The following is a 23861-nucleotide window of genomic DNA, read 5'->3' on the forward strand; positions in this document are numbered from 1 at the left end:
CGGCGGCCCCCGCCCTCCCCGTCGTCACCGCCCCCGGCGACGTACGCCGAGCCGTCGTCCAGAACGGGGTGCGGCGCGCGCTCGTCCTCGGCAGCTGCGGCGACCCGCGCCACGCGCCCCGGCTGCGCGACCTCACCGACCTCGGCTGCGACATCTGGGAACTCGACCCCAACCCTTCGGCGTACGTGCCCGAACTCCGCGAGCCCGGCGGCCTGTACCTCGCCGGGTTCCGCTGCCGTCCGCTGCTCGCCCCGCCGTTCCCCCCGCACCGGGGCAAGCGCGCCCTGGACCTGGCCGTGTCGGCGGTACTGCTGGTGCTCGCCGGGCCCGTCCTGCTCGCCTGCGCGCTGTGGCTGCGGATCAGCGAGGGTCCGGGCGTGCTGTTCCGGCAGGAGCGGATCGGCAAGGACGGGCGCCCCTTCACCCTGCTGAAGTTCCGCACCCACCGGCCGGCCGACCCGATGGAGTCGGCGACCCGGTGGAGCGTGGCGGGCGAACAGCGCATGCCGTGGTTCTGCCGGTTCCTGCGCCGCACCTCGCTGGACGAGCTGCCACAGCTGTGGAACGTCTTCCGCGGCGACATGAGCCTGGTCGGGCCGCGCCCCGAACGCCCGTACTTCGTCGTCAAGTTCGGCGAGGCGCACCCCGGCTACGGAGAGCGCCACCGCGTGCCCACCGGCATCACCGGTCTCGCCCAGATCAACGGGCTGCGCGGCGACACGTCCATCGAGGACCGCTGCCGGTTCGACAACGCGTACATCGACAGCTGGTCGCTGTGGCGGGACGTGAGCATTCTGCTGCGCACCGCCGCCGAGTTCATCCGGCCGACGGGGAGCTGACCGCCACCATGACCGTCCACCCTGTCCACCACCCGGGAGCCACAGCCCCCGCAGGCTCCTCCGGCCACTCCGGCCACTCTGGCAATTCCGGCTGTTCCGGCTACTCCGGTCTCGCGTCGAGCCCCGCCGCCGGGATGCTGCGCGCCGCGCGCCGGGCCGTGCGCCGCACGGGGCCCGTCGTGCCGCTCCTGGTCCTGGTCGGGGCGCTCGGCCTGCCGCTGGGCGCGGGCGCCACCGGCACCGGCGGCGGGGCGACACCCGCCGACGCGGTCTCCGGACTCGTGGTGTGCTTCGCCGCCGTACGGGCCGTGCGCACGCGGCAACGCCCCCTGGGCCGGACCGCGTTCGCCGTGCTCGGCCTCCCCGTGGTCGCCGTCGCCGTGGCCGCGCTCGGCGCGGCGACGCCCTCGGACGCCGTCCAGGGCCTGGTCCGCTACCTCCAGGTCGTCGTGCTGCTGCCCGGCGCCGTCCTGCTGCTCGTCCGCGACCGCGCGGACTTCCGGCGCATGGGCTGGGGGCTCGTCGGGCTCGCCCTGTGGCAGGGGGCGATCGGCGTGTACCAGTACGCGACCGGGACCGGCGCCTCGTACGCGGGTGAGGACATCCGGGCGGTCGGCACGTTCGGCGCGACCGACGTGATGGGCATGGCGACCGTCGTCTCGTACGGCATCGTCTGCGCCCTCGCTCTCGCGCTCGCCGGGCCGACGCGGCGTGCCCGCCTGACCGCGGGCTGCTGCGCCCTCGCCCTGACCGTGCCGCTCGCGCTCTCCTTCAGCCGGGGCGCCTGGATCGCCACCGCGCTGATCTGCGTGGTGCTGATCGCGAGCACCGGACTGCGGCGCGCCGCACGCCTGTTCCTCGTGGGCTCGGCCGCGGCCGTCGTGCTCGTCGGCGGGTTCGGCGTCGGCACGACGATGCTCCAGGAGCGGCTGAGCAGCATCACGCGGGTGACCGCCGCGCCCGATCAGTCGGTCACCGACCGGTACACGATGTGGGCGGCGGCCGTGGACATGTGGAAGGAGCACCCGGCGACCGGAGTCGGCCTCAAGAACTTCCCCGCCTACCGCGACAGCCACTCCTCCATCGCCCTGTCCGCGGGCAGCGACGTGGCGGGCGCCGGAACCTCCTACCGCCGCCAGCCGCTCCTGTCCCCGCACAACATGTACCTGCTCGTCCTGAGCGAGCAGGGGCTCGTCGGCCTGTGCGCGATCGCGGGCGGCTGGCTGGCGCTCCTGGTGTGCGGGCTGCGGCGGCTGGTCACGGCCCGGCGCACCGCCCGGGGCCCCGACTGCGCGCTCCTGGCGTGCGGGCTGCTCACCTGGCAGCTGACCGACTTCGTGTACGGGGACATCGGGGGCCCCTCCACCGTGCTCACCGGCGTCGTGCTCGGGCTCGGGGCGTGGTGGGCGCTGGCCCAAGGGGCCGTGGCGCGGGAGGACGTGACGCGAGAGGACTTGGTACGGGTGGGTCCGGTACGGGAGGGCCTCGTACGGGAGGGTCCGGCGCGGGAGGGCTTGGCACTGGGGGCGGAGGCCCGCCGGTGAGTCAGGTGTCTCCGGGGGGCGTGGACGGTGCGCTGAGCGCCACCACGACGGCCGCCCCCGCCCCCGCGCCCGCGCCCGCGCCCGCGTCCGTCCCGACCGCCGCCCCCGTGCCCGCACCGCAGGCGCCTGCCGGAGCCGACGGCCCGCGTGAGGAGCCCGGCCGTGAGGAGCCCGGCCGGGAGGCGCACGGCTCGTCGAGCCGGTTCCTCGCCCGTGCCGCGCTGCTGACGGCCGCGCTCTCCGCCGCGGGCTCGCTGCTCGGCCTCGGCAGGGACCAGGCCCTTGCCCATCTGTTCGGGGCGGGCAGCGCGACCGACGCGTTCCTGGTGGCGTGGACCGTGCCCGAGGTGGCGGCGACGCTGCTCATCGAGGACGGCATGGCGTTCATGCTGGTGCCCGCGTTCAGCGCCGCCATCGCGGCGCGCGCCACGACGGCGGGCGGGCCCGGCGGGGCCCGGCGCGACCCGGTGCGGGCGCTGGTGGCGACGACGCTGCCGCGCCTGTCCCTCGCGTTCCTGGCCTGCTCGGCCGTGCTGATGATCGGCGCGCCGCAACTGGTCGAGGTGCTGGCACCCGGACTCCCCGACCCGCGCCTCGCCGTCGACTGCACCCGGCTGACCGCGACCACCCTGCTCACCTTCGGGCTCACCGGCTACTGCAGCGCCGCACTGCGCGCCCACAGCCACTACCTGGCCCCCGCCGCCATCTACGTCGCGTACAACACCGGCATCATCGCCACGCTCCTCGTGCTGGCCGACCGCTGGGGCGTACGCGCGGCGGCCGCGGGTGTCGCGGTGGGTGGGGGACTGATGGTGCTGGTGCAGGCGCCGGTGCTGCGCCGCAGGCTGCTGGCCGGGGCGCGGGAGGCGAGCGGGCCTCGCACGGGAGTGCCCGAGCCCGCGGACCGGTCCGCCCGGCGGTCGATGGATCTGGCGCTGATCGCGGCGGTGCTGCTGTTCGCGCTGTGCCGCCAGTCGCAGGTGTTCGTCGAACGGTTCCTGGCCTCCTCGCTGCCCTCCGGGGCCATCTCGCACCTCAACTACGCCCAGAAGATCGCCCAGTTGCCGATGGTGCTCTCCCTGATGCTGTGCACGGTCACCTTCCCCGTGGTGGCCAAGGCGCTGGCCCGCGGCGACACCGAGCGGGCCAGGGACCGCGTCGAGCGGGACGTCGGGCTCGCCGCCTGCATCGTCCTGGCCGGGGCCGCCGTGGTCTTCGCGTGCGCGCCGCAGATCGTCCACGTCCTGTTCCAGCGCGGCGCGTTCACCGCCGCCGACACCGCCGCCACCGCGTACGTCATGCGCGTCTACTCGCTCGGTCTGCTCGGCCAGTGCCTCGTCGGCGCCCTGGTCCGCTCGTACTTCTCCGCCGGGCGGCCCACCTGGTACCCGGTCGGCGCCATGGCCGCGGGCATGGTGCTCACGGCGGGCGTCGGCACCTGGGCGGTCGGGCCGTGGGGCGTCGAGGGCATCGCCGCGGCCAACGCCGTGGGCATCACGTTCACCGCCGTGCTGCTCCTGACGGCGATGGACCGGCGCAGCGTCCCCGTACGGCTGCGCGTGGTCCTGCTGGAGCTCGGCAAGACGCTGGCCGCCGCGTTCGTGGCCGTGCCCGCCGGGCTCGCCTGCGCAGCCCGCGCCGGGCAGCCGCTCGTGTCGCTCGCGCTCGGCGCCGCCGCCATCGGCGCCGTCTACTGCCTTCTCCTGTGGGCGCTGAACGTCCATGCGTTCGCGCCCGTCGTCCGCATCGCCAACAGAAGGCTCCGCCATGCCAGTTGACATCGATGACGTCGGTGACACCGAACCGGCCGACGTCGAGACCGTCGAGTCCGCCCGCACGCCGGGGGGCGCCCCCGGCCCGCGCCGTCCCCACCGCCCGCGCCGCCCCCTGCTGCCCCGCGGGCCCGCCCACCTGTCGCCGGGCGCCTCGACCTGGGTGGCCATGTACCACTCGGTCGACCACTGCGCCGACGACCCGTACGCCATCACCGTCACGCCCGACCGTCTCGACCAGCAGCTCGGCTGGCTGCGCGCCCGTGGCCTGCGCGGCGTCGGCGTGGCCCGGCTCCTGGACGCCCGCCGCCGGGGCACCGCGCACGGCCTGGTCGGCCTGACCTTCGACGACGGGTACGCGGACTTCGTCGAGCACGCCCTGCCGGTGCTGCGCCGGCACGACTGCACGGCCACGGTGTTCGTGCTGCCCGGCCGGCTCGGCGGCGACAACGCCTGGGACAGCGAGGGACCGCGCAAGCCGCTCCTGACCGAGGACGGCATCAGGGCGGCGGCCGCGGCGGGCATGGAGATCGGCTCGCACGGCCTGACCCACGTCGACCTCACCACCGCCGACGACGCGCTGCGCACCGCCGAGATCCGGGAGAGCAAGCGGTACGTCGAGGAGCTGACCGGCCGCCCGGCGCCCGGCTTCTGCTACCCGTACGGCACCGTCGACCCCGCCACCGCCGACGCCGTCCGCGCCGCCGGCTACCGCTATGCCTGCGCCATCTGGCCGGGCCCGCTCACCGGCCCGTACGCGCTGCCCCGCGTCTACGTCGGACAGCGCGACACGCCACTGCGCCTCGAACTCAAGCGCCGGATGCACGCGATCAGACGCCGCGGCCTGCCGCCCGCCCCCGGGGAGACGGTCCGATGAACACCCCGGCCGCCGTGCCCGCGCACCCGGGACCCCGCGTCCTGCACATCATCACCGGCCTCGGCGCGGGCGGCGCCGAGCAGCAACTCCAGCTGCTGCTGCGCCACGTGCCCGGCATCCACGACGTCGTCACGCTCACCAACCCCGGCCAGGTCGCCGCCGCGCTGCGCCGCGACGGCGTCCGCGTCGCCCACCTCGGCATGACCGGCAACCGGGACCTGCGCGCCCTGCCGCGGCTGGTCCGGCTCATCCGGTCGGGCCGCTACGACGTGGTCCACACCCACCTGTACCGGGCCTGTCTGTACGGGCGGATCGCGGCCCGCCTCGCCGGGGTTCGGGCGGTGGTGGCCACCGAACACTCGCTGGGCGAGGCCCAGATCGAGGGCCGCGCCCTCACCCGGGGCGTACGCGCCCTGTACCTGGCCGGGGAGCGGCTCGGCCGGGCCACGATCGCGGTGTCGCCCGCGGTGGCCGGGCGGCTGCGCGGGTGGGGCGTGGCGCCGCACCGCCTGCACACCGTGCCGAACGGCGTGGACGTCCCCGGCTTTGCCTTCGACGCCTCGGCCAGGGCCGCCACCCGCACCGCGCTCGGCCTGCCGCAGGACGCGTTCGTGGTCGGCGGGGTGGGCCGCCTGGTGCGCGGCAAACGGTTCGGCGTGCTCGTCGAGGCGCTGGGCGAACTCCCTCACGACGTGCGGCTGTTGATCGTCGGGGCCGGTCCGGAGGAGGCGCGCCTGCGCGACTCGGCGCGCCGCGCCCGAGTCCTGGACCGGGTCGTGCTCGCGGGCGAGCGCCCGTACGCGGAACTGCCCGCGTTGTGCTCGGCGATGGACATGCTCGCCTCGCCCTCCACCGACGAGGCGTTCGGCCTCGCCGTGGTGGAGGCGCTGGCCTCGGGGTTGCCCGTGCGCTACGTCGCCTGCCCGGCCGTCGAGGACCTGCCGACCGAGGCGTGCGACGGGCGGGCCGTACGTGTCCCCTGCGAGGCCGCCTCGTTCGTCCGGGAGATCCTGGCCCTCCGCAGGAGCGCGAAGCCGTCCGGCGTCAGGCCACCCTCCAGCGCGGCCCTGCACTACAGCATCGCCCGCAGCGCCACGCGTCACGCCGAGGTGTACGCGACCGTCATGCACAACGCCCCCACCACACGAACCACATCAACACCGCCCACCGCGCCCGTCGCGCCTGCCGCGTATGCCGTGTCCGCCGTGTCTGTCGCGTCTGTCGCGTCTGTCGCGCCCGCCGCGCCTGCCGCTGCCGTCGCGCCCGTCGCGCCTGCCGTGCCCGTCGCGCCTGCCGTGTCTGCCGAGTCCGTCGTGCCCGCCGTGTCTGCCGAGTCCGCCGTGCCTGTCGCGTCTGCCGCGCCCGCTCCACCTGCCGAGTCCGCCGAGTCCGCCGAGTCCGCCGGGTCTTCCGTGCCGGTCGCGGCCCGTGCTCCGGGCGCGCCTGGAGCGTGCGCTGAGCCCGTCGCGTCACCGGCGTCCCCGTCTCCCAACTCGTCCGCCTCGTCAGCCACATCCACCTCAGCCACCTCCTTGACCTAACCGACCGCAGGAGTGAGTCCCCCGATGACCGAAGCAGCCCACGACAGGGGCGCCACCGCCCACCGCACCCCCCGTGCCCGCGCCCTCGCCCGCGCGCGGGGCCGTGTCAGAAGGCTGCCGCGTTGGTGGCCGCTGCCCGCGGGCATTCTGCTCGGGGTGGTCGCCGGTGGTTCGTACGGATTTACGGCCACACCCCAGTACACGGCGACGAGTTACGTGATCGCCGTCCCCGCCGACAAGGCCGACCCGGTCTCCGCGCTCGGCTTCGCCCAGGCATACAGCCGTGTCGCCACACAGATCGCGGTGCTGGCGGACGCGCAGGTCGCGGCGGGCGTGCCGGTGAGCACGCTGCGTTCCAGCGTGCGCGCCGAGACGTCGCCGGACGCCCCCATGGTCTCCATCTCGGCGCAGTCCGCCTCGCCGACGCGGGCCCGCGCGATGGCCGACGCCGTCGCCCGCGCCCTCGCCACCGAGGCCAACCACACCAAGGACGACACGCACGTCGAGCTTCTCCGGTTCACGCGCGCCGTGAAACCCACCGAGCCGTCCTCCGCCTCACCCGGCCTGACCACCCTCGTCGGCACGTGCGCGGGCGGCCTGCTGGGCGGTCTGGCCCTGCTCCTGCGCCCGCGCCGCGAGGCCGGGCAGAGCGGCGGCGCCGCCACCGTGCCCGCACCGGCGGACCGTACGCACCCGGCCGCCGAACCCGTACGGGGTGGCGCCTGATGGCGGCGGGCGCTTCCGAATCCCGCCCGCCCGAATCCGAACCCCGCCCGTCCGAATCCGGCCTGTCCGTCTCGGTCTGCCGGGACACGGCCGCGTTCGGGGCGCTGCGCGAGGAGTGGAACCGCCTGCACCGGTCCTGTGCCGGGGCCACCCCGTTCCAGAGCCACGCCTGGCTGCACTCGTGGTGGCTGTCGTACGGCGGCGGCCGGGGCAGCGCGGGCGGGCTGCGGATCGTGCTCGTACGGGATGTGGACAACGGGGACCGGCTCGTCGCCGTCGCCCCGCTGATGCGGCGCCTGCGGCCCCACCCGGTGCTCACCCCGCTGGGCACGGCCATCTCCGACTTCAGCGACGTACTGGTCGCGGACGGCGACCGCGCGGCGGACCGGGCGCGCGCCCTCGACGCCCTCGGCGCGGGCCTGTGGCGGCTGGCCCGCGGCGCCGTCATCGACTTCCGCGAGGTGCGGCCGGGCGCCGCCGTGGAGAGCCTGTACGGGCGGTGGCGCGGCCCGCGGCGCCGCCTCGACGACTCGCCGTGCCTCGAACTGCCCGCGGTGCCGATGGACGAGCTGGTCGGGCGGCTGCCCCGGCCGCGCGCCCAGCGGGCCCGCGCCAAGCTGCGCAAGATGGACGCGCTCGGCATCGAACGCCGTGTCGTCCCCGCCGCCGAGACCGATGCCTCGGTGCGCCGCCTGCTCGACCTGCACCGACTCCAGTGGCAGGAGCGGAAGGTGACGACCGAGCACCTGCGGCCCAGGTTCGCCGAACACCTCACCCGCTCGGTCGGCCTCATGGCCCGCGCCGGTGACGCGGTCGTCACCGAGTTCACCCTCGACGGGTCGGTGGTCGCGGCCGACCTGACGTTCCTCTCGCCCCACCTCGCGGGCGGCTACCTCTACGGCGCCCACCCCCGGCTGCGCGAACGCAAGGTCGACGTCGCCGCGATGCTGCTGCGCTCGTGCACCCAGTACCTGCACGAGACGGAGGGCGGCGAGGCCCGCACCTGCGTGCTGAGCCTGCTGCGCGGCAGCGAGCCCTACAAGCTGCACTGGCGCCCCGAGGAACGAGTCAACCAGCGCCTGCTCCTCGCCCGTCGCACCACCGCACCGCACCTGGCCGCGCTCCTCGCCGACGCCCGCGCCCGCACCTGGGCCAAACGGGCCCGAGGCGCCTGGCGCGACCGGAAGGAGCGCGGTGGCGACCCGACGTAGACGCGGGGCGCGCCGCCGGACCGCCACCGCCCGCCGCCGATGTCCGTACGGCTCAACGGTCGCGCGAGAACCAGTCGAACCGCAGGCACAGCTTCCCGCCCAGCCAGTGCTCCACCCAGTCGCCCAGGTCGAGCGGTGTGCAGTTCGGCGGGGTGGTCGGCGTGGTCGGCGTGGTCGGCTGCGTGGGCGCCACCGGCTTGTCGCGTCCGCTCAGCGCCGCGCGGTAGACCTTGGCCGCCTTCGGGTTCTCGTCGCACTCCCACACACCGTGCGGGCAGTAGTCCGTCAGCGTGTTGTACAGCGGATTGTGCTCGTCCATCCAGGCGAGCATCCGCCTCATGTACTCGGCGTCGTCGCCGTTGCGGAACAGACCCCACTCCGGGTACGAGATCGGCTTGCCGTGCTCGGCCGCGAAGTCGACCTGTTTCTGCAGCCCGTACGGCTCGGTGACCTGCTGGTCGAAGGAGATCCCGGACGGCTGGTCGTAGGAGTCCATGCCGATGATGTCGACGACGTCGTCACCGGGGTAGCACTTGGTCCACGGCACCGCGTCCCGCCCCCGGCTGGGCGCGAAGTCGAACGTGAACTTCTGGCCCGGCACCGAACGCATCACCTTGACGATGCGCTGCCAGTACTTCTTCCACAGCTCCGGGTCGGGGCCGCAGCGGTGCGTGTACGTGGTGCCGTTCATCTCCCAGCCGAGCACGATGACCGTGTCCGGGATCTTCAGGTCGACGAGCCGCTGGGCCAGTGCCTTGAAGTGAACGTCGAAGTCGCCCGCCGCACCCCGCCGGATCAGGTGGCGCACCTGCCAGTCGGAGACGCCCGCCTCGTTCCGCGCCTGCATCGGCACGTTGAGGACGAACATCCGGTCGTCGCGCTGGCGCCGCCACGCGGCCCACGCCGACAGGAACGGGGCCGTGCCCTCGATGTCGGTCCACCGCTCACCGGGCAGGTACGTGTGGCCGACGCGCAGGTCCGCGCCGCCGAGCCACTGCGACAGCTGCGGAATCCGGGCCACGCCGGTCTTTCCGGAGTCCAGGAACGCACCGAACGCCGGGAACATGTCCGTGCCCCGGCTCGCACCGGGTCCTGGGCTGGAGCCGGGACTGGAGCCGGGGACGGAGCCGGGACTGGCGTCGCCACTGGGACCGCCACTGGGGCTGCCGCCGGGGGACGCGCCGGGGGAGGCCGTACCGGACGGCGCGGCGGAGGGCGCGGCGGAGGAGTCCGGCTGCACCGCACCCGGCTGCACCGCCCCGGACGACCACGTCGGGCTCGGCAGCGCCGGGGCCGCGGGCGCGGGCGGGACCGGGGAGGGGCCGCCGCGCGGACTGGCGTCCGCGGGCACCACGGACACCGATCCGGACGCGACCACGAGCGAGACCAGCGCCCCGGACGTGATCAAGGGAAGTCTGCTGCGTTTCGCCCGCCGGCGTCGCCTGACCATGGCTGCTCCTCGTACCGCACCAGCACCGCATACGCGGCCGTTCCTGACACTCAGTCATATAAATGCCCCGGTCGCCACCCGTGGCCCGGCACTCGGCCGCCCCACGTCACCCGCACGGATTACCTCCTCGCACCGGAGGGGCCTGGAAAGGCCACGGACCGGCCCCGGCCGGAAGGGAACCGCCCCATGCTCGACCCCTGTGTCCCGGTCGTGCTGCTCCGCCTCGACCCCAACCCGTACCACCACGGCACCCTGGGCGCGGCACGGTCCCTCGGCCGCCGGGGCGTGGAGGTGCACCTGGTCGCCGACGCGGGCGGGGGACCCGTCGCCCGCTCCCGCTACGTCACCCGGCTGCACGCGCCACCACCGCCCGGCGCCCCGGACCCGGACGTGCTCGCCGCGCTGCGCCGTACGGCCGCACAACTCGACCGTCCGGCGGTGCTCATCCCGATGGACGACGCGGGCGCGGTCGCCGTCAGCCGGTTGCGCGCGCCCCTGTCCGAGCGGTATCTGCTGCCGCGTCAGCCCGAGCACGTCGCCGAGCAGGTCGCCGACAAGTCCGCACTGCCGGACCTGTGCCGTCGCACCGGCATCGCTCACCCCGCCACCGTGCTCCCCGCCGACGAGCGCGAGGCGTACGCCGGCTCGGCTCGGCTCGGCTCGCCCGGCGTCCCGGTCGTCGCCAAGTGGAGCCGCCCCTGGCGCCTTCCGCAGGGCTCGGGCCTGCGCAGCACCAGCCTCCTCGCCTCCCCGGACGAGGCCCGCGAGCTCTTCCTGCGCGGGCACGGCTGCGGCGCCGGACTGCTGCTCCAGAAGTACCTGGCCGCGGGCCCCGGCCACGACTGGTTCGTGCACGGCTACGTCGACCGGCACGGCGTGCTGCGCGGCGGCGGCGTGGGCGGCAAACGCCTCGCCTGGCCGCGCGGCGCGGGCCTGACCGCGGTCGGCCGCTGGACCCCGGTGCCCGAACTGGAGGCCATGGCCGGGCGTCTGGTCGCGGCCCTCGGCTACCGCGGCATCTTCGACCTCGACTTCCGGGTCGACGCCGGCACCGGCCGCTCCTGCCTGCTCGACTTCAACCCGCGCCCCGGCGCGCAGTTCCGCCTGTTCGCGGACGGCACGGACGGCAGGGGCGGCCGGAGCGGCAGGGGCGCCAGGAGTGGTGGCGGCCTCGACGTCGTGCGCGCCCAGTACGCCGACCTCACCGGGCAGCCCGTGCCCGACGGCCGTCCGCTGCCCGGCCGTACCTTCGTCGTCGAGAACTACGCGCCGCTGTCCGCCCTCCGCCTCGCGCCCCGCTCCTTCGCCGCCCGCGAGTTCGCCTGGTGGGCCCCCGACGACCCGGCGCCCGCGCGGGCCCTGGCCGCCGAGTGGCCCGGCCACGCCGCCCGCCGCCTGCTGCGCCGTGCCCCCGACGCCCTCGACACCCCCGCCACCCCTGGCATCCCGGCAGCGCCTGCCGATCCGACCGATCCGACCGAACCGACAAACCCTGCCGACCCTGCCGACCCTGCCGATCCGACCGAACCCGCCGCCGCTGCCGCCGGTGCCACCGGCACCGCGGCCGCCGACCGAAAGGCGAGCTGCTGATGTACGACCTGCTGATCGTGGGAGCCGGGCCGTACGGCCTGTCCATCGCCGCGCACGCCGCCGCCCGGGGCCTTGACGCCCGTGTCCTCGGACGCCCGATGGAGTCCTGGCGCCACCACATGCCGCGCGGCATGTTCCTCAAGTCCGAGCCGTGGGCCTCCGACCTCTCGGCGCCCGGCGGTCGTTACCGGCTCGGCGACTACTGCGCGGGCCGCGGCGTCGAGGCCCGCCACGGCAGCCCCGTCCCGGTGGACACCTTCACCTCGTACGGCCTGTGGTTCGCGCGCAACGCCGTGCCCCGGCTCGACGAACGGCTCGTCGAATCGGTCGACGCGACCGACGACGGCTTCACCCTGCGCACCGAGGACGGCGAACTCCTCCGCGCCCGCGCGGTCGCCCTCGCCAACGGAGTCCTCCCGTACGTCCATGTGCCGTCTGTCCTGCGGGAGTTGTCGCGCGACCACGTCACGCACAGCAGCTGGCACAGCGACCTGGGCAGGTTCCGCGGCAAGGACGTGACGGTGATCGGCGGTGGTCAGGCGGCCCTGGAGACCGCGGCGCTCCTCGCCGAACAGCACACGCGCGTACGCGTCCTCGCCCGCGCCCCCGAACTCGCCTGGAACACCGTCCCGCCGCCCTGGGTGCGACCGTGGTGGCAGCGGCTCCGCGCCCCGCACAGCGGCCTCGGCTGCGGCTGGCACAACTGGTTCTACGCCCAGCGCCCCGGCGCCTTCCGCAGGCTCCCCGAGGCCACCCGCGCCCGGGTCACCGAGACGGCGCTCGGCCCGGCGGGAGCGTGGTGGATCAGGGAGCGGGTGAACCGGGACGACCTCCGCATCGGGCTCGGCCGCACGGTCGTCGCGGCGCGGCAGGAGCAAGGCGGGCGGCTCGCCCTGCGTGCCCAAGGCCCGCACGGGGTCGAGGAGTTCGACACGGATCACGTCATCGCGGCCACCGGGTTCCGGGCCGACGTCGACCGCATGACCGTACTCGCGCCCGCCCTCCGCGCCCGCCTCGCCCGGCACCCGGACGGCGCACCGCGCGTGGGCCACGGCTTCGCCTCCGCCCACCCGGGGCTGTTCCTCGCGGGCCTGGTCACGGCGGCCGACTTCGGCCCGGCGATGCGGTTCGTGCACGGCGCCTCGTACACGGCGCCCGCACTGGTGGACGGGGTCGAGCGGTGGCTGCGGCGCCGCCCGGTGGTACGGGCCGGCGGCCCGGCCGTCCCGGCGGGGCGGCGACACGAGCCGGTCGGCGGGCGCGCGAGCACGGACACGGTGTCGGCCGCGTCCGACGGGTGAGCCGGGGAGAGGGCTCGTCGGGGTGACGCGGCGGGCGAACGGGTGAATCGGTTCTTCGCGGCCGTCCGGGTGGTGGTCGACCGACACCGCCATGGGGACGGCCTCGCCCCGCTTCCCCGTTTCCCCGCCGGCCATCGGGTGCACTCCGCCGTGGGGTGGGCGGGCCGTTCCGGCTTCCTCCGGTGGCCGGGAAGAGCACCACAACTGCTCTTCCCGGCCCGGCGTTACTGCCTGGCGTTCCCGGCCCGGCCTTCACCGCCCGGCCTTCACCGCCCGGCGTTCACCGACCCGCGGGCCGGGCCCTGCGGTAAAGGATTCCGCCGCCGACCAGGAGCCCGGCACTGGCGGCCGCGGCCGCGAGCAGGTTCTGGTCGACGCCGGTGTCGGCGAGCCGCTCACGCGTCGCCTGCGGCTGTGTGACGGCCTGCTCCGGCTGCTGCCCCATCGTCGAGGGGGCGTTGCGCGGGCCGGAGGCCACCGGCTGCGGCGCGGCCCGGCCGGTGCCCGGCGCCTGCGTGGGCGGGGCGGACCGGCCCTGCTGCGGCGGGGTGTGCTCCGCGGGGGCCGGGGGCGTGGACGTCTCCCCGTAGCCGGTCGCGCACTGGTTGCCGCCCGCCGGGTTGAGCGCGCTCACCACGTCGACGCTGTCGCCGCACAGGTTCAGGCCGAGGTCCACCGGGGTCTGGACCTGGTTGCCTGACAGCACGCCGGGCGAGTCCGAGGCGGCGCCGGAGGCGGTGCTGCCGCTGTCGCCGCCGCTGTCGCCACCTGCGGTGGAGCCGGAGTGGGAGTCGGAACCGGAGCCCGAGTCGGAGCCCGAGTCGGAGCCCGAGTCGGAGCCCGAGTCGGAGCCCGACTGCTCGCCGTAGCCCGAGTCGGAGCCGCTGTCCGTGTGCTGGGCCCCGGAGGCCGTCGATCCGCCCTTGTTCGCGCAGTCGTTGCCCATGGCGGGGTTCGCCGCGGAAGCCGCGTCGACGGTGTTGCCGCAGAGGTTCACGGGGACGGAGAGCGGAGCCGCGATCGAGTTCCCGGACAGAACGCCGGGGGACCCGCCCGACTCCTCCTGGTCACCGGTCCACGCGGACGCGCCGGTCGTCGAGAGGGACAGGATGCCCGTCGCCGCCGCGGCCGCCACCGCCCCGACCTTCAATGCCTTCCTCAATGCGTTTCCTTCCTTCTGGACATGGAACGGCCGGCCGCGGAGCACGAAAGGCACCCACGGCCGGCCGGAGGACGGATCGCCCGTACGCGGTACGTGCGAACGCGATACGTACGAAGGCGATGCGTACGAACGTCAGTCGGCGTTGACGCACTCGTTGCCGAAGGCGGGGTTCAGGCCCGCGATGCCGTTCACGGTGTTGCCGCAGACGTTGACCGGCACGTGGACCGGGACCTGGCCGAGGTTGCCCGACAGGACACCCGGGGAGTGCACGGCGGCACCCTCGGCACCCGCGTCGGCCATCGCCGGGGCAGCCATGCCGACGGCCATCAGGGTGCCCGCGACGACCGCGGCGCTCTTCTTCATGGACATGCTTTCTTCTCCTTGTTTCTTGAAAGACAGCCGAGGACTCGAGAGGAAAGGGGAGGATCCAAGTGTTCCGCTCAAGACCTCGCAAAATGCAAACGAGCCGACACCGTGTGAGGAAACTGTGTCGGCTCGCCCAAGAGAAAGAAATACGGAACGAAAAAGAGTCCGGGCCGCCCGCGATGGAGTGACGCGGACGGCCCGGACCGGTGGTGCGCCGTGGCGCACCGTGGTGCTGCGGACGGTCAGCCGTTGGCCTTGCCGTTGCCCGACAGGACCGGGATGTCGTCGATGATGTGCGACAGGGGCTCGTCGCCCTTGGCCTGCGTCGAGTTCTCGGTGCACTGCTGGATCTGCGGGTTCGACAGAACGTTGATGTCCTGGACCGTGATCGGCACGAGACCGACCAGCGAACCGGCGTTGCCCTTGATCGGCAGGCCGATGCAGGGCTTGTTCAGCGAGCCCTGGACCAGGCCGAGCTGGGGGCTCATGTCGCCCTTGGTCATCGAGTTGCCGAAGGCCTGCTGCGCACCGTTGCCGCTGGCCGACGTGGTGCCGCCGTCGTCGCCGATCGCGAGGGCCGGAGCGGCCGCGGCCGCACCCATGCCGACCACGGACGCGGTGACCGCGGCGGCGGCCATTGCCTTCTTCATCATGCTGAGTTCCTTTTCTGAACAGGCAACCGGTTACTGCGGAAGAGATAACTCCGGGTGAGCGGAATAGTTCCGGGCGTTCACCCGTACGGAGTGATTGTCGTATTCATGGCACTTGGAGGTCTTGGACGCCCCATTCGGGTGAACCAGGGCAACCGATCACACGATGGGGAGTTGATACAGATGCTCCGGTGCTCCTAGACAGCACTGGCTAGACAGCACTAGACAGCAAAAATGAAGGGGAAACTCCCATGATGAAGAAGGCTATGGCCGCTGCTGCGGTCACCGCGTCCGTCGTCGGTCTCGGCGCGGCGGCTGCCCCGCAGGCCCTGGCCGTGGGCAACGACGGGGGCACCACCTCGGAGAGCGGCAACAACGCCTCGCAGGCGTACGGCAACTCGATGACCACGGGCGACATGAGCCCGCAGATGGCGCTGATCCAGGGCTCGCTGAACAAGCCCTGCATCGGTCTGCCGGCCAAGGCCAACCTCGGCTCGCTCGTCGGTGTCGTGCCGGTCTCCGTCCAGGACATCCCGATCCTGTCGAACCCGCAGATCCAGCAGTGCACCGAGAACTCGACCCAGGCCAAGGGCGACGAGGCCCTGTCGCACATCCTGGACGACATCCCGGTCCTGTCCGGCAACGGTGTCGCCAACCACTGACACCTCCGCTGTTCCTCCGGGTGCCGTACGGAATCCCCGCGGATTCCGTACGGCACCCGTTTTTCTATTCGGGCCGCGGCCAGTGGTCGCGGGTCACGGCCTCGTGCCACTCCTCGTCGTACCGGTTCGGCAGAGTCAGCCCCTTCTGTCGCCATTCCTCCATGAGGGACGAGTAGATCGGTGCTGCGTCCGGAGTGTCGGGCGGTGTTCTGCTGGTCGGGATCAGCGACTGGTACTTCCAGCGCTCCTGCGAATTCCCCATGCCATCGCCTCTTGATCGACGGTGATGTCGTCCCGTCTTCATACCGGCGTGCGCGCGGCGTCAATCACTTTGTGGGACGAAAGGGTTACTTTTATTTACGGCCGCGCGGTTTCCGCTGAAGGGAAAAAGGTTTCACCTAATCTCCGTCGTGCATCTGCCCCTTGGCCCCCGTCGCAGTGGAGTGTCACGAATGAGGAAGTTCATCCGAGGCGGACGCGGAAGGGCCTTGCTCGGCGCGCTCGCGTTCGGCCTGCTCTCCGTCTCCGGAGCCGCGGCCGGACAGATGGCGCAGGCGCTGCCGCGCCACGTCGACGTCTTCGGCGGCCTGCGCGACCGCCCGGCCGACGGGCCCGGCACCAACATCCTGCTGCTCGGCACCGACTCGCGCGCGGGCCTCACCAGCGCCGAGAAGCGCACGTTCCACCTCGGCGGTGTCGCCTGCCACTGCAGCGACGTGATGATGCTGGTCCACCTGTCGAAGAAGCGTGACCACCTCAGCGTGCTGAGCCTGCCCCGCGACTCGTACACGGAGATCCCCGGACACACCGACGGCGCCACCGGCAACTGGGTGGAGAGCCACCCGGCCAAGCTCAACGCCGCCTACCAGGAAGGCGGCGGACCGCTCGCCGTGCGCACCGTCGAGTCGATGACCGGTGTCCGCGTCGACCACTACGTGCAGATCGACTTCCGGCGGTTCATGGACAGCGTCGACAAGGTCCGCGGCGTGGACGTGTGCACGTCGTACCGGCTCAAGGACTCCGCCACCAAGCTCGACCTCGCCCCGGGCCGGCACCACCTCGGCGGTGGCCGCTCCCTGCAGTACGTGCGCTCGCGCCATGTGGACACGGCCGCCGACCTCGGCCGCACCGTGCGCCAGCAGCGCTTCCTCACCAACGTCATGCGCAACACGCGCCTTGCCACGTTCCTGGCCGACCCGGCGGGCGCCACCGCGATGGCCCGCGGCGTCATGGGCTCGGCCTCCGTCGACCAGGGGCTGAGCGTGGGCCGGCTGGCGTCGCTCGCCCGCGCCGTCCACCGGATCCCGCTGTCGAGGACGGAGTTCGGCACGGTTCCGATCGGCGGGTTCAACGACCTCATCGAGGGCGTCGGGTCCACGCTGCGCTGGGACGACGCCCGCGCCGACCAGCTCTTCGCCAGGATGCAGAACGACCAGCCGCTGACCGCGGCGGACTCGACCACCGAGCCGGCCGACCCGCCGCGCCTCAGCGTCCAGCAGGTGGTCCACGGCGACAAGCTCGCCTGTGCGTGATGACGGGCGCGGCGGACGCGCGGGCACGCGGTCGTCGGCCACGGGAACGTCAGCCACAACGTCCGCCACAGGCAACGTCAACCACAGGCAACGTCAGCCACCGGCAACGGCAGCCAGTCGAACGGCACTGACCCGAACGGGTCGTGGGGCGCAACCGTCGGCCCCCTCACCAGTTGTCCAACTGAAGCTCCACAACCTGAAAGGCAAATCCATGAAGAAGCTGTGGGCAACCGCGACGATCGCCGCCTCCGTCGCCGGTCTGGCGGCGGCAGCCGCCCCGCAGGCCCTCGCCATCACTGACGACAGCGGCACGACGTCGGCCAGTGGCAACGGCGCGCAGGACGCCTTCGGCAACTCCATGACCGGTGGCGCCATGAGCCCGCAGCTCGGCGCCGTCCAGGGTTCGCTGAACAAGCTCTGCGCCGGCATCCCGGCCAAGCTCAACGTCGGTTCGCTCGTCGGTGTCGTGCCGGTCACGGTCCAGGACATCAACGTCCTGTCGAACCCGCAGATCCAGCAGTGCGCCGAGAACTCGACGCAGGCCAAGGGCGACGAGGCCCTGTCGCACCTCGCCGACGACATCCCGATCCTGTCGGGCAACGGCATCGCCAACCACTGAGGTGGCGTGACCGACGCGTGAGAGAGGGGGCAGCCGCTCAGCGGCTGCCCCCTCTCCCTTTTCCCTCTTTACTGTCGTGCCCGCGTGACTCAGCTCAGCGACGGCAGCGCGTTGGTGACCGGGGCGACCAGGTCGGTGGCCTTGTGCAGCTCGTTCAGCCGGTTGAGACCGTTCAGCTGCTGCGAGGCCGTCGGCAGCTCGGCACGCTGGTCGGCGGGGACCGCCATCGTGGAGACCGAGTCGAGCGTCGCGGTCGGGGAGATGGGCTCGCCGCCCGTGATCGGCAGCGAGGCCGCGTCGGCGGCGGGGGCGGCGATGGCCGCGGCTCCGGCGGCGAGGAGAACGGCGGTGAGGGCTCGTCGAGTTGAGATCATGTCCGTTCTAACGGTGTGACGCCCTGCCCGGATACGGGAGTGGCGGCAGCGGCGCCCAGGTGGGGCAATCACCCACGTCCGGCGCAACAGATCCTGCGCCCGCCGCCCACAGGGGCCAGGCTTCCAGTGACCGAACCGGAGGTGTGGCATGGCAGCGGCTACGGACCCATGGGGCGCACACGGCCCGCGGGGCTCACGCGGCCCGTGGGGGCGGCGCGTTCTTCTCGGGGCCCTCGTGCCCACGGCGCTCCTGGCCGCATCGGCCTGCGGCTCGCCCGGCAGCGGCGCGGCCCACACCGCGGCCGGGCAGGCGGCCGCCGCCGTGGCCCGCCCCGACCCCCGCCCCTCCGGCGCCGCCTTCGCCCACCCCGGCGTCCTGGTCGACAAGGCGCAGCTGACGGCGGTGCGGCGGCACGTCGAGCGCAAGGAAGAGCCGTGGTGGTCGGCGTACGAGGAGATGCGGGCCAGCAAGTACGCGAGCCTCGCCTACAGGGCGAAGCCGTACAAGGTCGTGGTGTGCCCGCCCGACACGCGGCCGGGCAAGGGCTGCGTCGAGGAGCGCGAGGACGCCATCGCCGCCTACACGCAGGCGCTGCTGTGGAACATCACCGGCGACAAGAAGCACGCCGAGAAGGCCACGGAGATCATGGACGCCTGGTCGGACAAGGTCACCGACCACACCGAGGGCAACGCCGGACTGCAGACCGCCTGGGCCGCCGTGTCCTGGGCGAAGGCCGCCGAGCTGATGCAGTACACGTACAACGACTGGGCCGACGGCAAGGAGCTGGAGTTCCAGCGGATGCTGCGGGACGTGTATCTGCCGGAGGTGGAGAACGGTTCCGCCGACTACAACGGCAACTGGGACCTGCTGATGGCCGACGCCACCATGAGCATCGGCGTCCACCTGAACGACAAGGCCGTCTTCGACAAGGCGGTCCACCACTTCCGCACCCGCGTCCCCGCGTACTTCTACCTCTCCTCCGACGGACGGCTGCCGGTCAGGCCGGCGGGCAGCGACATCGACACCCCGGCGAAGCTGGAGAAGTACTGGTTCGGCCAGACCACCTTCAAGGACGGCCTGGCGCAGGAGACCTGCCGTAACTTCAAGCACGCCAGTTACTCGCTCGCCGCGACCTCCCAGATGGCCGAGACCGCCTGGCACCAGGGGCTCGACCTGTGGGGGGAGGTGAAGGACCGGCTCGCGGCCGCGTTCGAGCTGCACTCCAAGTACCAGCTCGGCGCGCCCGCCCCGGCCTGGCTGTGCGGCGGCAAGGTGGAACGGGACATGGGGCCCGACACCGAGGTGGGCCTCGCCCATCTGCACGGACGGCTGAAGATGAAACTGCCCGAGACGCGGAAGCTGACCCGCGAGGAGCGGCCGGAGGGCACCGACAACCTGTTCGTGGCGTGGGAGACGCTCACGAACGCCGTCGCGGCGTAGGCCCCGCGTGGGCCTGTGCGCAGGCCCACGTCATGTGATTGGCGTTTGTTGCTCCTGATGGCGTACTGTTGGGTTCACCGACGCGGGGTGGAGCAGCTCGGTAGCTCGCTGGGCTCATAACCCAGAGGTCGCAGGTTCAAATCCTGTCCCCGCTACTGAAGGCCGAGGCCGGAATCTTCCGAGATTCCGGCCTCGGTTCGTTTTTGCGAAGACGTGGACACGGTGCGTAGTCTCGTGCGTGCCGTGAGTGAACGAAGTGGTGAGTCGCACGAGAGAGTGCGGGCGGTGGTCCTCGGGCTGCTGGTCGCGCTGTGCGCGCTGTTTCTCAGCGGCGGCTGTCATGACGCGCACACGCACGCGCAGGGCGAAGCGGCCGCGCGTCACGACCGGCACCACTGCGCCCCCGTCGAGGCGCACGTCGCGGCGCAGCCGCCCGCCGGCCGGGCGCAGCCGCACGGGCCCGGTGGTACGGGCACCGCGCGCGCTTCCGGGTGGCCGTGGTGCCCGGTGCCGTACGACGCGGCCCTCCGCGCCGACGCCCCGGCGCACGCCGCCGGGTACGGACTGCTCGTCGCCCTCGGGGTGGACCGGAACTGAGAGCGGATCCTCCGTGAATCCGGATCGCCACCCCACCCCGAAGGGCACGTACGCATCACCATGACCCCGAACACCCCGCCCACGGCAGCCGTGGGCAACACTCCCGTGCTGTGGATCGACGGCTACTGGGCCAAGCTCGAAGGCTTCAACTTCGGCGGCATCAAGGACCGCGCCGCCCTCCACATGGTCGAGCGGGCCAGGGCGCGCGGCGACCTGCGGCCCGGTCGCGCCGTCGTCGAGTCGACCTCCGGCACGCTGGGCCTCGGGCTCGCGCTCGCCGGGGTCCACTACCGCCACCCCGTGCACGTCGTCACCGACCCGGGCATGGAGCCCCTGGTGGCGCGGATGCTGGCCGCGCACGGCGCCCGTGTCCACGTCGTCGACGAGCCGAGCCCCGTCGGCGGCTGGCAGCAGGCCAGGGTCGACCGGGTCGCCGAGCTGATGGCACGGCTGCCGGGCTCCTGGTGCCCGAACCAGTACCACAACCCCGACAATCCAGCCGCGTACGCCGCGCTCGCCGCCGAGCTCGCCGAACAGGTGGGCGAGTTCGACGTGCTGGTGTGCGCGGTCGGTACCGGCGGGCACTCGGCGGGGCTCGCGCGGGCGCTGCGCGGACGGCACGGCATGCGCGACCTGGAGCTGGTCGGCGTGGACTCGGTCGCCTCCACCGTCTTCGGGCTCGCGGCCGGGCCCCGGCTGATGCGTGGGCTCGGCTCGTCCATCCATCCCGGCAACGTCGACCACGCCGCGTTCGACGAGATCCACTGGGTCGGCCCGGCGGAGGCGGTGCGCAGCGCACGGCGGCTCGCGCAGCGCCGGTTCGCGACGGGCGGCTGGAGCGTGGGGGCCGTGGCGCTCGTGGCCGGATGGCTGGCGCGGCGCGGACGCCCGGCCGGAACCCGGATCGTGGCCGTCTTCCCCGACGGGCCGCAGCGGTACTTCGACACCGTGTTCAACGACGAGTTCTGCGCGGCGCACGGGCTGCTCGACGGCGCCGTGCCGCAGGTGCCCGTACGGGTGGCGGGCCCTGGACCCGAGGTGACCGGGTGGGCGTGGACGGACGGGGCGCGCAGGGCGGCCGCCGCCGGGGGCCTCTTGGCGCGCGGGGGTGCCGAGTGACGCGGGCGCCGCAGGTGTGGGTGCGGACGCGGCGGTTCGAACCCGGCGTCCAACTGCTCTTCGTCAACCAGTTCAGCATCAACCTCGGCTTCTACATGCTGATGCCGTACCTGGCGGCTCACCTGTCCGGCGATCTCGCCCTCGCCGGCTGGGCGGTCGGCCTGGTCCTCGGCGTGCGCAACCTGTCGCAGCAGGGCATGTTCCTGGTCGGCGGGGCGCTCGCGGACCGGCTCGGGTTCAAGCCGCTGATCGTCGCCGGGTGCGCGCTGCGGACGGTCGGGTTCGGCGCGCTCGCCCTCGCGGACACGCTGCCGGTGCTGATCGCCGCGTCGGTGGCGACCGGTCTGGCGGGGGCGCTGTTCAACCCGGCGGTACGGGCGTACGTGGCGGCCGGAGCGGGGGGCGGCGAGGAGCGCCGCGTCGAGGCGTTCGCGCTGTTCAACGTCTACTACCAGGCGGGCATTCTGCTCGGGCCGCTCGTCGGTCTCGCTCTGACCGGCGTCGACTTCCGGCTGACGTGCGCGGTGTCGGCGGGACTGTTCGCCGTGCTGTCCGCCGTTCAGACGGTGCGGCTGCCCGCGCGGCGGCACACGGGTGCCGCGCGGGAGGCCGAGGGCGGGGCGGGGCAGTGGCGGATCGTGTGCGGCAACCGCACCTTCTGGCTGTTCTCGGTGGCGATGACCGCCTCGTACGTGCTGTCGTTCCAGGTCTACCTGGCGCTGCCGCTCACCGTGGAGCGGCTCGTGGGCGACGGGCGGTCCGGGCAGGCGGCGACCAGCGGCCTGTTCGTGGTGTCGGGGCTTGTGGCGCTCGCCGGGCAGCTGCGGATCACCGACTGGTGCCGGCGGCGGCTCACGCGTGAGCGGTGTCTGGTGGCCGGACTCGGGCTCATGGGCGCGGCGTTCCTGGTGCCGGCGGCGGGCGGGGCCGGGTGGACCGGGGTGGCCGGGCTGCTGCTGTGCGCGGCGCTTCTCGCGGCGGCGACGGCCGTGCTCTACCCGTTCGAGATGGACACCGTGGTGGCGCTCTCGGGCGGCCGGTGGGTCGCCACCCACTACGGGCTCTACAACACGGTGTGCGGCATCGGCATCACCGCCGGGAACCTCGGCACGGGCGCGCTGCTCGACGCGGGCGGCGCCGCCTCCTGGCTCGTCCTCGCGGCGGTCGGCGCGGCCGGTGCCGGCGCGCTGCACCGCCTGGGGCGGGGCGGGCGGCTCGACGCGGGCCGGGCGACGGCCGACGAACAGGCCGGGGCCGGGGCGCCCGTGGCGTAACCCGTCCGGACCGGCCGGGTCGCCCGTGGGGCGCGGCGAGGGAACCCTTGGGGAGACGACGCCGTACACCCGGGCGCGGACGTGGCAGGAGAACATCGGTGGGGCAGCGAGGAGGACGGCACGGGCACTACGCGCCGCACACCGACGGGGCCCGCACCTTCCTCGCGGCGCTGCCCGTCCTGCTCATCGTGGGCGGCACGATCTACGAGTACTTCACGCCGACCGGCTTCTACGGCGCCCCGCTGTTCAGCGCGGCGCCGCTGGTGGCCGCGCCGTTCTTCTCGCTGCGCGCCATCGTCTGGGCCGGAGCGGCGTCGGTCGTCGCGATCGTCCTGGTCCATCTGCGCTTCCCGGACTCGTTCCGCGCGGAGGTCGTCACCGAGATCGTCACCGTGGCCACCGTGACCGCGCTGGCCTGCTACATCCACGGCATTGTGCGCGGCAACATGGAGCAGCTCGCCTCCGCACGTGAGATCGCGCAGGCCGCGCAGTTCGCCGTGCTGCCCGAACCGGCCGGGCGGATCGCCGGCCTGGTCGTCGCGGTCCGCTACGAGGCGGCGCAGGCCGACGCGTTCATCGGCGGCGACCTGTACGCGGTGCAGGACACGCCCCACGGCGTCCGGCTGATCGTCGGCGACGTCCGGGGCAAGGGCATGGGCGCGGTCGCCGCGGTGGCCGTCGTGATCGGCGCGTTCCGGGAGGCGGCCGAGCAGGAGAACAGCCTGGAGGCGGTGGCCCAGCGGCTCGAACGGGCCCTGGCGCGTGAGGGGGTGCGGCGGCGCGGCATCGACGACTTCGAGGGCTTCACCACGGCGGTGCTCGCCGAGGTCCCGCACGGCAGTGACGTCGTACGGGTGCTCAACCGCGGTCACCCCGAGCCCGTCATACTGCTCGACGACGGCTCCGTGCGGATGCTGGGGCCCGAGGAGGCGGCCCTGCCGCTCGGCATGAGCGAGCTCGGCGCGTGGCCCGACCGGTCGACCGAGTCGGACTTCCCGGCCGGGGCCACGCTGTTGCTCTACACCGACGGGCTGTCCGAGGCGCGGGACGAGCACGGCGTCTTCTACGACCCGGTGGCCGCGCTGACGGGGCGTCGGTTCGGCGGGCCCGGCGAACTCCTCGCGACGCTCGCCGAGGAGGTGCGCGACCACACCGGGGGCGGGGCCTCGGACGACATGGCGCTGCTGGCGGTCAGGAGGGTATGAGCCGGGGGA

At 73.6% G+C, this 23861-nt stretch carries 22 protein-coding genes, 1 tRNA gene and 1 pseudogene; 18 read left to right on the forward strand and 6 right to left on the reverse strand.

The window, feature by feature from the left end; all coding sequences use genetic code 11:
- From OFY01_RS23680 to OFY01_RS23710, 7 genes and pseudogenes are all read left to right on the forward strand, one after another.
- The coding region (locus OFY01_RS23680) for a sugar transferase (RefSeq protein ID WP_266603114.1) at window positions 1-839 on the forward strand (839 nt) is incomplete at its 5' end.
- 134 nt (window positions 840-973) lie between these two features.
- Window positions 974-2383, forward strand: a complete 1410-nt coding sequence (locus OFY01_RS23685) for an O-antigen ligase family protein (RefSeq protein WP_266603165.1) — start codon at window positions 974-976, stop codon at window positions 2381-2383.
- A gap of 5 nt (window positions 2384-2388) precedes the next feature.
- Complete coding sequence (murJ, locus tag OFY01_RS23690) at window positions 2389-4161, forward strand: murein biosynthesis integral membrane protein MurJ (RefSeq protein ID WP_407700409.1); 1773 nt, start codon at window positions 2389-2391, stop codon at window positions 4159-4161.
- A gap of 163 nt (window positions 4162-4324) precedes the next feature.
- Window positions 4325-5032 (forward strand): polysaccharide deacetylase family protein, encoded by a 708-nt coding sequence (locus tag OFY01_RS23695; protein ID WP_266603167.1) that lies wholly within the window; start codon window positions 4325-4327, stop codon window positions 5030-5032.
- Window positions 5029-6198 (forward strand): annotated as a pseudogene (locus OFY01_RS23700) (glycosyltransferase); the annotation flags it as partial. The gene OFY01_RS23695 and the pseudogene OFY01_RS23700, both read left to right, overlap by 4 nt.
- A gap of 399 nt (window positions 6199-6597) precedes the next feature.
- On the forward strand, window positions 6598-7299 hold the full coding sequence (locus OFY01_RS23705; protein ID WP_266603118.1) for a YveK family protein: 702 nt from the start codon (window positions 6598-6600) through the stop codon (window positions 7297-7299).
- A complete protein-coding gene (locus tag OFY01_RS23710) occupies window positions 7299-8510 on the forward strand; it encodes a GNAT family N-acetyltransferase (protein ID WP_266603120.1) in 1212 nt (403 codons plus the stop codon). Before OFY01_RS23705 ends, OFY01_RS23710 begins: the two co-directional genes overlap by 1 nt.
- 52 nt (window positions 8511-8562) lie before the next feature.
- On the opposite strand, the gene OFY01_RS23715 is transcribed toward OFY01_RS23710, so the two are convergent.
- Entirely contained in the window at window positions 8563-9960 is a 1398-nt protein-coding gene (locus OFY01_RS23715; RefSeq protein ID WP_266603122.1) for a glycoside hydrolase family 26 protein, read from the reverse strand.
- A 186-nt stretch (window positions 9961-10146) separates the two neighbouring features.
- On the opposite strand from OFY01_RS23715, the gene OFY01_RS23720 reads away from it, so the two are divergent.
- On the forward strand, window positions 10147-11550 hold the full coding sequence (locus OFY01_RS23720) for a carboxylate--amine ligase (RefSeq protein ID WP_266603124.1): 1404 nt from the start codon (window positions 10147-10149) through the stop codon (window positions 11548-11550).
- Complete coding sequence (locus tag OFY01_RS23725) at window positions 11550-12851, forward strand: NAD(P)-binding domain-containing protein (protein WP_266603125.1); 1302 nt, start codon at window positions 11550-11552, stop codon at window positions 12849-12851. The genes OFY01_RS23720 and OFY01_RS23725 overlap by 1 nt, the downstream gene beginning before the upstream one ends.
- Window positions 12852-13131: 280 nt before the next feature.
- Here OFY01_RS23725 and OFY01_RS23730 read toward each other — a convergent pair whose 3' ends face one another.
- The 3 genes from OFY01_RS23730 to OFY01_RS23740 all read right to left on the reverse strand — a co-directional run bounded on the left by OFY01_RS23730 (window position 13132) and on the right by OFY01_RS23740 (window position 15032).
- Entirely contained in the window at window positions 13132-14013 is an 882-nt protein-coding gene (locus OFY01_RS23730) for a chaplin (protein ID WP_266603127.1), read from the reverse strand.
- A 132-nt stretch (window positions 14014-14145) separates the two neighbouring features.
- A complete protein-coding gene (locus tag OFY01_RS23735) occupies window positions 14146-14376 on the reverse strand; it encodes a chaplin (RefSeq protein ID WP_266603169.1) in 231 nt (76 codons plus the stop codon).
- A gap of 245 nt (window positions 14377-14621) precedes the next feature.
- Window positions 14622-15032 carry a rodlin gene (locus OFY01_RS23740; RefSeq protein ID WP_266603129.1) on the reverse strand — a complete coding sequence of 137 codons (411 nt, stop codon included), beginning with the start codon at window positions 15030-15032 and terminating at the stop codon, window positions 14622-14624.
- A 248-nt stretch (window positions 15033-15280) separates the two neighbouring features.
- On the opposite strand from OFY01_RS23740, the gene OFY01_RS23745 reads away from it, so the two are divergent.
- Window positions 15281-15691, forward strand: coding sequence for a rodlin (locus OFY01_RS23745; protein WP_266603131.1), 411 nt, complete (start codon window positions 15281-15283; stop codon window positions 15689-15691).
- A 64-nt stretch (window positions 15692-15755) separates the two neighbouring features.
- Here the strand turns inward: OFY01_RS23745 and OFY01_RS23750 are convergent, their stop codons facing one another.
- Window positions 15756-15953, reverse strand: a complete 198-nt coding sequence (locus tag OFY01_RS23750; RefSeq protein ID WP_266603133.1) for a hypothetical protein — start codon at window positions 15951-15953, stop codon at window positions 15756-15758.
- Window positions 15954-16143: 190 nt separating this feature from the next.
- Between OFY01_RS23750 and OFY01_RS23755 the strand changes: the two genes are divergently transcribed.
- Both OFY01_RS23755 and OFY01_RS23760 read left to right on the forward strand, forming a co-directional pair.
- Window positions 16144-17223: an LCP family protein gene (locus OFY01_RS23755; RefSeq protein WP_266603135.1), complete on the forward strand. Its 1080-nt coding sequence runs from the start codon at window positions 16144-16146 to the stop codon at window positions 17221-17223.
- Between the two features lie 211 nt (window positions 17224-17434).
- The gene (locus OFY01_RS23760) at window positions 17435-17842 is read left to right on the forward strand and encodes a rodlin (protein ID WP_266603137.1); all 408 of its coding nucleotides are present in this window, start codon (window positions 17435-17437) and stop codon (window positions 17840-17842) included.
- 89 nt (window positions 17843-17931) lie between these two features.
- Here the strand turns inward: OFY01_RS23760 and OFY01_RS23765 are convergent, their stop codons facing one another.
- Window positions 17932-18216: a hypothetical protein gene (locus OFY01_RS23765; protein ID WP_266603139.1), complete on the reverse strand. Its 285-nt coding sequence runs from the start codon at window positions 18214-18216 to the stop codon at window positions 17932-17934.
- 235 nt (window positions 18217-18451) lie between these two features.
- Between OFY01_RS23765 and OFY01_RS23770 the strand changes: the two genes are divergently transcribed.
- From OFY01_RS23770 to OFY01_RS23795, 6 genes are all read left to right on the forward strand, one after another.
- Entirely contained in the window at window positions 18452-19657 is a 1206-nt protein-coding gene (locus OFY01_RS23770; RefSeq protein ID WP_266603141.1) for an alginate lyase family protein, read from the forward strand.
- Window positions 19658-19738: 81 nt separating this feature from the next.
- Window positions 19739-19812: transfer RNA gene (locus OFY01_RS23775), tRNA-Met, on the forward strand.
- 88 nt (window positions 19813-19900) lie between these two features.
- Complete coding sequence (locus OFY01_RS23780) at window positions 19901-20254, forward strand: hypothetical protein (protein ID WP_266603143.1); 354 nt, start codon at window positions 19901-19903, stop codon at window positions 20252-20254.
- Window positions 20255-20314: 60 nt separating this feature from the next.
- Window positions 20315-21373, forward strand: a complete 1059-nt coding sequence (locus OFY01_RS23785; RefSeq protein ID WP_266603145.1) for a PLP-dependent cysteine synthase family protein — start codon at window positions 20315-20317, stop codon at window positions 21371-21373.
- On the forward strand, window positions 21370-22647 hold the full coding sequence (locus OFY01_RS23790) for an MFS transporter (RefSeq protein WP_266603147.1): 1278 nt from the start codon (window positions 21370-21372) through the stop codon (window positions 22645-22647). Before OFY01_RS23785 ends, OFY01_RS23790 begins: the two co-directional genes overlap by 4 nt.
- 98 nt (window positions 22648-22745) lie before the next feature.
- A complete protein-coding gene (locus OFY01_RS23795) occupies window positions 22746-23852 on the forward strand; it encodes a PP2C family protein-serine/threonine phosphatase (RefSeq protein ID WP_266603149.1) in 1107 nt (368 codons plus the stop codon).
- The last annotated feature ends 9 nt before the right edge of the window (window positions 23853-23861 follow it).

The sequence above is a fragment of the Streptomyces beihaiensis genome, from assembly GCF_026274175.1.
Classification (GTDB): Bacteria; Actinomycetota; Actinomycetes; order Streptomycetales; family Streptomycetaceae; genus Streptomyces; species Streptomyces beihaiensis.